Raw genomic sequence first — 11,499 nt, forward strand, 5'->3', positions numbered from 1 at the left:
TTTTCCTGTTAAAAGCATAGAATAATCTGGAAGATTTTGGTTCTAGATTATTGGGGATTTGTCAATATACTATCTAGGACTGATTGTAAATTAAAATTGTTTTTATGTCAAGATGTAAACCATTAAAAAATAATCATAAGTACAGTAATTTAATAAGTGAAAGTGATATATTTTGAGATGAAAATAATCAGATAGGTTTTTTGACTGGGATAAATTGCTAATTATTGCGAATGTGAATATCTTGCTGCGGGAAGGGAATCTCGATACCCTGTTGAGTAAACCTATCAAGAATAACACAATTAACATCACTAATTACTCGCTTTTTCCTGTTAACATCATCCAACCAGAACTTTAATTCAAAGTTTAAACTAGAATGATCAAAATTAAGAAAAAAAGCTACTGGTTGCGGGTTTTTAAGTATGTGAGGATGTTGATCGGCAATGTCTAGCAATAAACTCATCACCTGTGGTGCGTTGGAATTATAACCAACTCCGATAACAATTGAACAATAAATCAAGTTATCACTACCCGTATAGGTGGTGACATCCTCAGTAAAAAACTTTTGATTGGGAATAATTTTTTCGGAATTGTCTGTAAGGATTTGCACTGTTGTGGCTCGAATACCTAACTTTTTTACCTGAGAAGTCTGTCCTTCAATATTAATTATATCACCGGGTTTGAGAACTTTTTCAAATAATAGTAAAATACCGCTAATAAAATTACTGACCACTTGCTGCATACCGAAACCAATACCCACCGATAAACCGCCAGTAATTGCCGCTATTGCTGTTGCATTAACTCCCACATAACCCAAGATGAGAATAAAACCTAAGACAATGAAAAAATAACGTCCTAACAGTAAAGTTGCTTCAATTTCACCGCGACTAGCTTGCTGATTTAAATTAGTAATACTCAGAATTATACTCTCTATAAGAATAACAATAATTACCAGAAAATAGGGAGCTATTATCAAAATAAATATGCTTCTCAATGTGATCGGACTATTAAATAAATTAAAGGGAGATACTTGAGCAATTTCCTTAATATTATTGTAGAAACTAATAATCGTTTTCAGGAGGAATAATACCAATAAAGGTGCTAAAAGCCGCCAATGATAATATTTAATTGTCTTGACGGAGAACCTGGCGTATAATCCAGCTAATAAACCACGATAAACTAAATAAAACCACATTAATTTTATGGATAAACTAATCATTCCTCTTGTCCAGTTTTGACCGAAAAAAATCAGATAATTTAGGTTAAGTAAAATCAGGCTAATAACTGGAAAATTAAGAAACTGTATCAGGATAGCAAAATATTGACGGAGGGTTAACTTTTCCTTACTATGGATCAAACTGGTAACGTGAGGAAATCTTTTTTCTAAGTAAGACCATAACCATTTTGATAATAACCAAGCAACAATTAAGGAAAGAAAAATAGTCGTTAATTGATTTTGAACATTTCTGCGTCCTAAAAATAATAATTGATTAGCAATTATTTCCGAAAGAGAGGGGATATTATTGTTCATATTAATTTGTTTTCCCGACTTCTTGATCAAGCTCTGATTGAATATAAAGTGTCAGTTTTTCGGCCGCTGCTGAGGAAGATATTTCACCAGCAATCGCTCTTTCATACCAAAATTCTCCTTCTTCTAAAATTTGATTCGATTTTTCCCAATCATCCAGAGGAACTGCCACAACATTTTGAGATTGTTGTAATAATACCGATTCGATCGGTAGTAATTTTCCTTCGATCTGCACCCGTCGATTAGTGGGAATAAAACTTTCGGTTTGGATGATTGCTTGTAATTGTTGTTCGGGATTAGTGAGAAATTTTCCTAGAGCCAATCCCAAACGATTTTCATTATCACTATTATTGCGATTAAATACCATCACCCGTGTATAGAGAATTGGTGCTGCTTTACCTTGAGTTTCTTGGGGAAGTAAAGCGACTCTGAGATCATCTTGGAGGCTATTTTTTAAATCGGCAATTTCAATAGAATTACACACATAATAGGTTAAGCGGCCTCCAGCAAAGGCATCATGGAGTAATTCCCGTTGACGATTGAGGATAAAATTAGGCTGTGACGAGGCAAATTTTAGCCATTCTAGCCATTTTGCCCAACCATCCAAGCGAGGTTGCAGCCTACCCTGATCATCCCACAAATAGCCGCCAAAAATTGCCATTCCCCAAAAAGTATCTTCAAAAGAGGAAACTATCCCCACAGAATAGCCTTTGCGCGCACGTTCCACTAATCCCTCCAAACTGGTGGGAGGTTGCTTCAGCAGCGGATCGGGACTAAATTGTAATTTTTTTTGATTATAACAGAGTACATTGGTACGAGAACCCAAGGGAATGCCATAGATTTTTCCTTGATAGCTAACTTGTTTCACGGTCGGGGGATAATAAATAGATAAATCTAGATTTTTCTGGTCAATTTCCTCCAGTATCCCTTCGGATACTAATCTGGGTATATTTCTCGAAAAAATTAGAATAACACTAGCACCTAATCCGCTTTGAGATTGTTTAAAAAAACGTTCTGGTATCTCATCGATAGGAATAGCTTGTTCGAGAATTGTCACTTGCGGATTTAATTTTTCAAACTCTTGCAAACCCAGACCTAGTATTTCAGTTAAATTTCCCTCTTCTGGATACCAAACCGAGAGAGTTCCTTGCAGTTGCTCCGATGATTGATTAGGGAGATCACTAAAACAGGCATAAAGAAAAATTGGCATCAGGATAAAAAGCAATAGGAGCGATATAATTCCCCTTATTTTTTTACTTCTCCAAACAGTTTTAACTCTGAGCCTTAGAAATTGCATCGCTCGTGATCCTTCAAAAATCTTGCCATATATTCATGATACATGAAAAGGTGAATAATAATCCTCATCAGAAAAATAATTAACATGATTTTTTGTCAAGAGCCACCAGTCTAGCAACAACCCCAGTTACTATCGGCTGCCATAATAGAATTAGTCCAAAACGCCCTGCAATAACTATAAAATCTAGACGAGGAAAACACCCCATGACCCATCACTACAGCATCACCATTCAATGGTCAGATGAAGACCCAAAATTTATCGCCCATCTCCCTGAGTTTAGACCCTATACTCCTACCGATGGTGAAACCTACAATGCAGCCCTACAAAATGCCCTTGAAGTTCTAGATCTCCTTATCGAAGACTACACTGCACGGGGCAAATCTCTCCCACATCCCCAGGCTATTTCCCCATAGCTCAAATATCCTCTATTACATTTCAGTCAGAACCGACAACCCCGAAATAAATGATGAAAACGTCAGCCAATAAGTAATTTTTGCTTTATTATGAGAGTAATCCCCTAAACCGTTAGAGGCGTAAGGCTTACGTCTAAAACTTACTAGCAAGGAGTTGTATCATGGAATCTTTTTTGATGTCATTGGCTACAGGAGTCACGATTATTTTAGGGGGAGCGTTGGCCCGTGTGGGGGAGCTTGTCTTAGATGGTTCCCTTGAAAAACTGAAAAATTTAATCGTAGCGAAGTCTCCTGATACTTTAAAAAAGTTGGAATCGGCCAATCAAAATCCTGCTTTGTTACCTGAAACGATTGAGGTAATGGCGACTTTACTAGAAGATCCAGAAATACAAAAAGTTGCAGAACAAGTGGTTAAAGAAAATCAATCTAATCCTTACGTTATTAATCAGTTTACTGACTTAGAAAAAATTCTTAACTTTGCTAATCGGGATATTAATATTGATAAACAAATTAATAATTTTTGACTACAGCCGCCTGTAGGGGAGCAGGTTAAACAAAACCCTGCTAACTTAGATACAACGAGTGAGAGTTCCAAGTCTATTTCGACTTCTCTTTCTAATCTTGATTACGGCATTGAAAGTCTATGTAAATTGAAAGCAATTTTCTACAAACTTAAGGGAGATGCACGTCAACAGGAGGGGAAAGTTAATATAACAGTTAAACAATTATCAGAATGGATTCAGGAAATTCAATCCGCAGAATCACAATTTGATCAAGTTTTAAATTTATTGGAGGATGATGATGATTCAGATTCATAAAAATCAAACTAATTCGGCTCAGGCTAGTAATTCTGAAACAGAGTTAAATTCTGAGAATTTTGATCAGATTGCGCCCAAAAAACATAATCCTAAAATCTATCAAAAGCTTTTTAAAAAAGCTCAAGATATTGGTGATAAACAATCTGAGGTTTTTGCACTTGGCCGGTTAGCAATGATTTATCAATCTTGGGGTCAATATAGAGAAGCAGTACAATATCTTCAGCAACAATTAGTAATTATTAGAGAAACTAATGATCGGTATTCGCTGGCGAATACTTTAGGTAATTTGGGAGCGGCTTATCAGTCTTTAGGGCAGTATCAAGAAGCAATTACACATCTTCAAGAACAATTAGCAATTGCTCAGGATATCGGCGATATTCTTGCCCTAGCAAATGCTTGCGGAAATCTGGGGATTACTTATCAATCTTTAGGACAATATCAGCAAGCAATTGAATATTTTAAAAAACAATTAGAAATTGCCCAACAAATTGGCGATAAAAAATCAGAAGCAAATGCTCTGAGCAATTTAGGTATTTCTTATAAATATCAAGGCGATTTTGCTCAAGCAGAATCTCTATTTTTCCAAGGATTAAAAATCCATGAAGAGTTATTTGGTGGCAATAATCCTAGTGTTGCTTCTAATCTCAACAATCTGGCGAGTCTTTATCAAGATCAGGGGAAATATGCAGAAGCAGAACCTCTTTATCAAAGAGTGCTGGAGATTCGGGAAAAGCAATTAGGAAAAGAGCATCCTGATGTGGCGACCAGTCTCAACAATCTGGCGGCTCTTTATCACGTTCAGGGGAAATATACAGAAGCAGAACCGCTCTATGAGCGATCGCTGGGGATGATGGAACAGCTATTAGGAGCCGAGCATCCTCATCTAGCAACCAGTCTCAACAATCTGGCGGAACTTTATCTCGCTCAAGGGAAATACACAGAAGCAGAACCTCTCTTTTTACAATCGCTGGGGATGATGGAAAAGCTATTAGGAGCAGAGCATCCTCATGTGGCAACCGTTCTCAATGGTCTGGCGGAACTTTATGCCTCTCAAGGGAAATATGCAGAAGCAGAACCTCTTTATCAAAGAGCGCTGGCGATTCGGGAAAAGCAATTAGGAGCAGAGCATCCTCATGTGGCCAACAGTCTCAACAGTCTGGCGATTCTTTATCAGTCTCAAGGGAAATACGCAGAAGCCGAACCTCTCTATCAAAGAGCGATTGCTATTTTGATAGCTACACTAGGCGAAAATCACCCTAACACTGAAAAAGCAAAAAATAATTATAATCTGATGCTATCCCAACTTCCTGATGAGGAATTAAGCCAACGCTTTTCCCCCGAAACGGTCGAAATTCTGCGTGACCTAAGACAAAATTAGCCACTTTTTTGAAGCATAAAAAACATGAACATCAAACAGCAACTACTTAAAGAAAATGAAACTCAAACCATGAATAGTGCTTGGAAAAATTGGGTTAAAGAAGTGCAATAACTATCGCCTTCCTCTCAGTCAGAACCGACAACTTATCAAAAACACCTACTAGAAAAATATCGCAAGCAAGGCTGAGAATTATGATTTTATGCGATACAAGTATATCCCCCTCGCCATGGCACGCTATAATCGTCATCTCAGGAAAATATTGCTTCGAGGGTTTTTTGGTTTAGACATAAATGATTTCAGCGACTCAATTTGAATTTCCCTTATCTAAGGCTAACTATCTGCTCAACCACACCACTAAAGCAGGCGTTGGTGGAGATAAACGTAAGTTTTGGCGTGAAGTTATCGGATTTGATAATCCTGAAGCGATTCGAGAAGCTATACTAGAGACAGTATCTCTCGAAATATTACAAAAACAAGATACAACAGAGTATGGTGAGCGCTATCGTGCTTATGTTAAAATCAGGGGATATTCCGGTAAATTACATCAAATTCGTACTGTTTGGATTATCCTGGCAGGAGAAGATGTGGTGAGATTTGTCACAGCAGTACCTTCTAGTTTCAATCAATAAAAGTTTAGAGTAATAAAAATGAGTAAGTTTAAATTATTTGATGATATTCAACTAACGGAAGATATTCCCTTAACCGATGGTGGAATTGCGCCTATCGGTACAGTTGGAGCAATTGTAGAAGTTCTGAAAAATGGGGAGGCTTATCTAGTAGAATTATTTGGGAATTGGGTTAAATATGATGAACAAGGAAATTTTGTCTCAGCCACTCAAGCAGAAAAAGAAGCATTTATGGAGACAATTGGCGTAGAAATTGTTTATCCTAATCAATTAGTGTTAGCTGTTCCCGCTAAAGAGATTATGCAAGTTACGGCTTAGATCATTACTAAAGTTGTCATATCGCCTTCTTCTCGATCAGAACTGAAAAGCCCAAAATAAATAATGAAAACGTCAGCCAACAAGCAATTTTTGCTTTATTATAAGACTAATCCCCACAAACCGTAAGCGATTTATGTATCAAGTTACCGTTGATTACGCCAAAGCCAACCTAGAAGAACTCTGCGATCGCACTGAAAAAGAACCCGATGGAGTAGTGATCGTTCGTGAAAATCGCAGTTATATTCTCATTACTCAAGAAGAATGGGAATCCTTAGCTGAAACCTCCGAACTCATGCAAGATCCCAAACTATTACAACATATTGCATCAGCACGACGAGAATATGCCGCAGGAGAAACCCTCACAATGGAACAAGTATTTGGATGACAACCTACACAATTGTCTTTTCTAAACAAGCGCGAAAAGATACCGACGAACTCACCCAAAAACAGAAAGTCAAACTTCAAGAAATTTTAACTAACATAATTGCAATTAATCCCTATATTGGCAAATCCTTAAGTAGGTGGGTGGAATTAAATATAAAATGAACGTAGGTTGGGTTGAAGCATGAAACCCAACGCCCGCATGGGTTACGCTACCGCTAACCCATCCTACAAATAATTGTGCCTACCTACTTAAAAGGCGATTTAGAAGGCTTTTATTCCTATCGCCTAAATCGAAAAGATCGTCTGCTTTATGAAATTTATGAAGACGATAAAACTATTCTGATTATTCGTACCAAAACACACTATGGAGATTAGGTAATAGCGGTCATAACCACTGAATTCATCCCCGTTTATAATATAGCTTGATCCTGTTAGGCAAAAATAGTAGTGATGCCGATCACTACCAAGAAAAAGACGGAAGAAATGCACTTCAGGAACTAGCCAAATTCAATCAAGGAGACAACCCATGAATTATCACTATAGTATTTTTATTCAATGGTCAGAAGAAGACAACAAATTTATCGCCCACCTCCCTGAATTTGGCCCCTATGCTCATACTCATGGTGAAACCTACCATGCAGCTCTACAAAATGCCCTTGAAGTTCTAGATCTCCTTATCGAAGACTACACTGCACGAGGCAAATCTCTCCCACCTCTCCGGGCTATTTCCGCATAGCCCAAATATTCTCAGTTCAGTAATATCTCCTAGTATTTAACCGTTCATAGAACATTTTATACTATGATCTCGGAAAAGCCAAAATAAACTTCAAAAGAACCCGATGGAGTAGTGATCGTTCGTGAAAATCGCAGTTATATTCTCATCACTCAAGAAGAATGGGAATCCTTAGCTGAAACCAGCGAACTCATGCAAGAACCCAAACTATTACAACACATTAGACCTCTTGCATAAATCCGAAAACAAACGATAGAAAAAATAATGGGAGGGACTTTCAGTTAATTATTTATTAGTAGTTGATAATCTTCAAAAATGTTGCTGTACAAGGATCGACTTAAGACTTTTGCCAGAGGTCTATTCAACGGATTTAGTATTACAACTATTTGCTGTCCAATCAAAAATCCCCCTAGAAATCTAGAGGGATCGAGGGATATATGGAGGGCAATTTAGAAGTAAATTGTCCCACCCCAACGCTCGTCTAGACGGGGAGCAACCAACAGATAAGCGGCGACGTTATACACATCATCTTCCGTCAGATTGCGTAATTCTGGGAAGATTTCCGGACGGCTAACATTGGGATGGAACTCGCTTAGATCATCTTCGCCATCGTAGCTGGTGGGATGTTCTAGATAATCAATCAATGCTAACAGATTATCTCTGGGGGGTTCCGCTTTTGCCAGATCGGCCAGACCCAAACTGACATTATTATTGGTTTTGGTTTTACCTTGCAGGTGGCACTTAGTACAATTGGCGATAAAAAGTTTCTGTCCTTCCGTCGCTTGTTCCGAAGTCAAAGTCACCGATTCCCCGGCATCATTGAGGGTGATGGTGAGGGTTTCTTCATCGAGTTCTAAGGCACTAGCGCCGTTAAGATTGAATTGTAATACAAAAAAGACTACAGCGATCGCTGCCACAATCAAACGTTTGATCATTGTTCTCCTACTCGCAATTGTTCCAAGAGGGGGGATTTTAAGGTGACTAAAAAATTTTCTCCGATGGGAGGGTGTCGATCGATTCTAAGTGATCACGGACACCGAGAAGATCCCAGTTGGGAATAAAGTCAAGGGGACGTTTCCGTTTTCGAGGCGGTTACTCCCGATCGTTTGGATAAAATCAGTGAGATAATTGCTTTAGCATCTTCTAGGGCGAGATTAGTCTGCCGATCTTTATAGGAGATGCCTAATTGGTCGCAAAGTGACAACACAGATTCATCGGCCAGATCGTACTCTGCCGCAATATCAGCGATCGATAGATCAGCAAAACCCATAGTCTGACGCACCCACCAAGGATAGAGAATACTTATTAGTTACCATAATTATCATGCCATTGCCGGGGACATTCTTAACAGTGATCAGTTATCAGTGATCAGTTATCAGTGATCAGATGTGAGTTTTCAGTTCACTGATTACTGTTTACTGTTTACTGTTTACTGGACGGCTACGCCGTGCCTTTGGCAACACTGAAAAAAGCTCCCATCACCCCACACCCCACACCCCACACCCCACACCCCACTTCCCCATCACCCTACACCCTACACCCTACATCCCACTTCCCCATCACCCCACACCCCCAAAATTCCCTAATTTGACCGACTTTCGCCTTTTTATTCCCTAAGATAGAGACTCGTGTAAACAAATTTAATTAAAATCGCAAAAAACCTGAAAAAATACTAAAATGTGATTAAGAATGTTATTTTTAGCCTTGTAAGGCTAAATCTTTCTCGATAACATTGTAATCATACCTCCACACTCTTTTGTACAAAGGACTACACCTTTGTTAACTTATGGATATACAACTGATCAACATCGGCTTCGGTAATATTGTTTCCGCTAATCGGGTTATCGCCATCGTTAGCCCAGAATCGGCTCCGATCAAACGCATCATCAGTGATGCTCGGGATAAAGGCTGTTTAATCGATGCTACCTACGGAAGACGGACTCGTGCGGTGATCATCACCGATTCTAGTCATGTGGTGCTGTCGGCCATTCAACCAGAAACCGTGGCTCACCGTTTCGTGGTCAACAAGGAAGCCCCTGTTAATAGTAGCAACTAGGTTATTAACCCCATGCAACCCGGTCAATTAATTGTCATTACCGGCCCTAGCGGTGTGGGCAAGGGTACGCTAGTCCGGCATTTACTAACTCGTTTCCCTAACCTCTACCTGTCCGTATCCGCCACTACGCGCCCACCTCGACCGGGTGAAATTGAGGGCCAAGATTACTATTTTCTCGACCGTCCCAGTTTCGAGGAGAAAATGGCGGCTGGAGAATTTCTAGAATCGGCCGAATACGCGGGCAACTACTATGGGACACCCCAATCAGCGATCGCCGCTCAATTAGCGGCGGGCCAGACCGTCATTCTAGAAATCGAATTGGAGGGAGCCAGACAGGTCTGTGAAAGCTTCCCCGAAGCGAGGAGAATCTTTATCCTACCCCCTAGTTTCGAGGAATTAGAACGTCGTTTGCGCGGCCGGGGCAAAGATGCCGAAACAGCGATCGCCCGTCGTCTGGAGCGCGCCCAAGAAGAATTAGCCGCCAGCGAGGAATTCCCCGATCAAATCGTCAACGATGACCTAGAAACCGCCCTAGATGCCATCGAGAAGATTATTTTTAGCCGTTAGCTGTTGGGGTTTAGGTGTTAGGTTTTGGGGTTTTAGGGTTTTAGTTGAAATTCCCCACTTCCCCACTTCCCCTAATCCTTATCCCCCATTCCCTAAGTTACCTAAAATATCGGATGAATACCCCCGCTACATTTTTCGATAAGATACTCACCTTTGCGGGGGATGAAATCCGACCAGAATATCAATGACCCTGAGCGAAGTCGAAGGGTCAGCAACGGAGCATCGGTTTAATTCCACCATCTGTGGACAAACTGTGTTATAATCTACTTAACCAATGGTCGAGAATTGTTAGATGCTAGTCGTAGAAGCAAAGCTAAAAAACGGGACACTAGAGCAATATCACCGGCTTGATGAAGCTATCAAAACTTCTCAGTTTGTGCGTAACTCTTGTGTTCGTTATTGGATGGATCATAAGGGTACAACCCGCAATGATCTCCAAAAACTTTGCTCGGTACTAGCTAACAATAAAGAGACACCTTGGGTTAATAAATTAAACTCACAAGCACGTCAATCGGCTTCTGATAGAGCCTGGCAATCAATTAATCGGTTTTACCAGAATTGTCATGCCAAGATACCGGGAAAAAAGGGGTTTCCTCGGTTCAAAAAGCATAGCCGTTCCGTTGAGTATAAACTAACGGGCTACAAACTATCTGATAATCGACGTAAAATCAGATTTACCGATGGCTTTAAAGCAGGAGAATTTGATTTATGGTGTAGTCAAAAAACCTTAGTTTATTATTCAGAACAACAGATTAGACGGGTAAGAGTTGTTAGACGTGCTAACGGTTATTATTGCCAGTTTCTGATTGACGTAGAACGGCAAGAATACCATAAACCGACGGGACAAATAACAGGAATTGACTTAGGGTTAAAGGAATTTTATACCGATGCTCAAGGTAATACTGTAGAGAATCCACGTTATTTAAGAAAGTCAGAAAAACGACTTCAAAAAGCACAACGACGATTATCTAAGAAATTCCGTAAAGGAAAGAAACAGTCTAAAAACTATCATAAGCAACGGGTAAAGGTAGCCAAGCTTCATCTTAAAGTATCAAGACAACGTAAAGACAAAGCAATTAAAGACGCTTTGGCGTTAGTCCAGTCTAATGATCTGGTAGTCTATGAAGCTTTAAAGGTAAGAAACTTAGTCAAAAACCGTAAGCTTGCCAAGTCGATTTCCGATGCTTCTTGGTATCAATTCACTGAATGGTTGAATTATTTTGCTAAGATTTATCGGATTGTTTGTGTTGCTGTACCACCGCATTTCACTTCTCAAGATTGTTCAGTTTGTGGGACGAGAGTTCAAAAAACCTTAAGCACTAGAACTCATCAATGTCCTAATTGTCAAACAGTCTTAGATAGGGATCATAATGCAGCAATAAAT

At 39.5% G+C, this 11,499-nt stretch carries 17 protein-coding genes; 13 read left to right on the forward strand and 4 right to left on the reverse strand.

Going from position 1 to position 11,499, the window contains the following annotated elements; all coding sequences use genetic code 11:
• Positions 1–217: 217 nt before the first annotated feature.
• Positions 218–1,528 (reverse strand): mechanosensitive ion channel family protein, encoded by a 1,311-nt coding sequence (locus tag MICAI_RS19955; RefSeq protein WP_008206420.1) that lies wholly within the window; start codon positions 1,526–1,528, stop codon positions 218–220.
• Position 1,529: 1 nt separating this feature from the next.
• The gene (locus MICAI_RS19960; RefSeq protein WP_008206421.1) at positions 1,530–2,822 is read right to left on the reverse strand and encodes a sugar ABC transporter substrate-binding protein; all 1,293 of its coding nucleotides are present in this window, start codon (positions 2,820–2,822) and stop codon (positions 1,530–1,532) included.
• A 203-nt stretch (positions 2,823–3,025) separates the two neighbouring features.
• Here MICAI_RS19960 and MICAI_RS19965 point away from each other — a divergent pair, with 203 nt between their 5' ends.
• The 10 genes from MICAI_RS19965 to MICAI_RS20000 all read left to right on the forward strand — a co-directional run bounded on the left by MICAI_RS19965 (position 3,026) and on the right by MICAI_RS20000 (position 7,495).
• Complete coding sequence (locus MICAI_RS19965) at positions 3,026–3,235, forward strand: type II toxin-antitoxin system HicB family antitoxin (RefSeq protein WP_008206423.1); 210 nt, start codon at positions 3,026–3,028, stop codon at positions 3,233–3,235.
• 161 nt (positions 3,236–3,396) lie between these two features.
• Positions 3,397–3,759, forward strand: coding sequence for a hypothetical protein (locus MICAI_RS19970; protein WP_008206425.1), 363 nt, complete (start codon positions 3,397–3,399; stop codon positions 3,757–3,759).
• A 126-nt stretch (positions 3,760–3,885) separates the two neighbouring features.
• Entirely contained in the window at positions 3,886–4,053 is a 168-nt protein-coding gene (locus tag MICAI_RS26595) for a hypothetical protein (protein ID WP_008206427.1), read from the forward strand.
• Entirely contained in the window at positions 4,037–5,431 is a 1,395-nt protein-coding gene (locus MICAI_RS19975; protein WP_008206429.1) for a tetratricopeptide repeat protein, read from the forward strand. Before MICAI_RS26595 ends, MICAI_RS19975 begins: the two co-directional genes overlap by 17 nt.
• Before the next feature lie 290 nt (positions 5,432–5,721).
• Entirely contained in the window at positions 5,722–6,060 is a 339-nt protein-coding gene (locus MICAI_RS19980; protein WP_008206433.1) for a DUF6883 domain-containing protein, read from the forward strand.
• A gap of 18 nt (positions 6,061–6,078) precedes the next feature.
• Positions 6,079–6,375, forward strand: a complete 297-nt coding sequence (locus MICAI_RS19985; RefSeq protein ID WP_002763537.1) for a DUF4926 domain-containing protein — start codon at positions 6,079–6,081, stop codon at positions 6,373–6,375.
• Between the two features lie 133 nt (positions 6,376–6,508).
• A complete protein-coding gene (locus MICAI_RS19990) occupies positions 6,509–6,760 on the forward strand; it encodes a type II toxin-antitoxin system Phd/YefM family antitoxin (protein ID WP_002763538.1) in 252 nt (83 codons plus the stop codon).
• A complete protein-coding gene (locus MICAI_RS25485; protein ID WP_008206442.1) occupies positions 6,757–6,921 on the forward strand; it encodes a hypothetical protein in 165 nt (54 codons plus the stop codon). The genes MICAI_RS19990 and MICAI_RS25485 overlap by 4 nt, the downstream gene beginning before the upstream one ends.
• 75 nt (positions 6,922–6,996) lie before the next feature.
• Positions 6,997–7,134, forward strand: coding sequence for a type II toxin-antitoxin system YoeB family toxin (locus MICAI_RS24555; RefSeq protein WP_008206443.1), 138 nt, complete (start codon positions 6,997–6,999; stop codon positions 7,132–7,134).
• 151 nt (positions 7,135–7,285) lie between these two features.
• Entirely contained in the window at positions 7,286–7,495 is a 210-nt protein-coding gene (locus tag MICAI_RS20000) for a type II toxin-antitoxin system HicB family antitoxin (RefSeq protein WP_008206452.1), read from the forward strand.
• 446 nt (positions 7,496–7,941) lie between these two features.
• On the opposite strand, the gene psbV is transcribed toward MICAI_RS20000, so the two are convergent.
• Together psbV and MICAI_RS20015 are read right to left on the reverse strand one after the other, a co-directional pair.
• Positions 7,942–8,427, reverse strand: coding sequence for a photosystem II cytochrome c-550 (psbV, locus tag MICAI_RS20010; RefSeq protein ID WP_008206456.1), 486 nt, complete (start codon positions 8,425–8,427; stop codon positions 7,942–7,944).
• A 128-nt stretch (positions 8,428–8,555) separates the two neighbouring features.
• Positions 8,556–8,762, reverse strand: a complete 207-nt coding sequence (locus tag MICAI_RS20015) for a hypothetical protein (protein WP_004268575.1) — start codon at positions 8,760–8,762, stop codon at positions 8,556–8,558.
• Between the two features lie 516 nt (positions 8,763–9,278).
• Here MICAI_RS20015 and remA point away from each other — a divergent pair.
• The 3 genes from remA to MICAI_RS20030 form a co-directional block, all read left to right on the forward strand.
• The gene (gene remA / locus MICAI_RS20020; RefSeq protein ID WP_002737924.1) at positions 9,279–9,548 is read left to right on the forward strand and encodes an extracellular matrix/biofilm regulator RemA; all 270 of its coding nucleotides are present in this window, start codon (positions 9,279–9,281) and stop codon (positions 9,546–9,548) included.
• Between the two features lie 12 nt (positions 9,549–9,560).
• On the forward strand, positions 9,561–10,115 hold the full coding sequence (gene gmk, locus MICAI_RS20025; protein WP_008206461.1) for a guanylate kinase: 555 nt from the start codon (positions 9,561–9,563) through the stop codon (positions 10,113–10,115).
• Between the two features lie 292 nt (positions 10,116–10,407).
• A partial coding sequence (locus MICAI_RS20030; RefSeq protein ID WP_039900580.1) for an RNA-guided endonuclease InsQ/TnpB family protein occupies positions 10,408–11,499 on the forward strand: 1,092 nt, incomplete at its 3' end.

The organism is Microcystis sp. T1-4, from assembly GCF_000297435.1.
Classification (GTDB): Bacteria; Cyanobacteriota; Cyanobacteriia; order Cyanobacteriales; family Microcystaceae; genus Microcystis.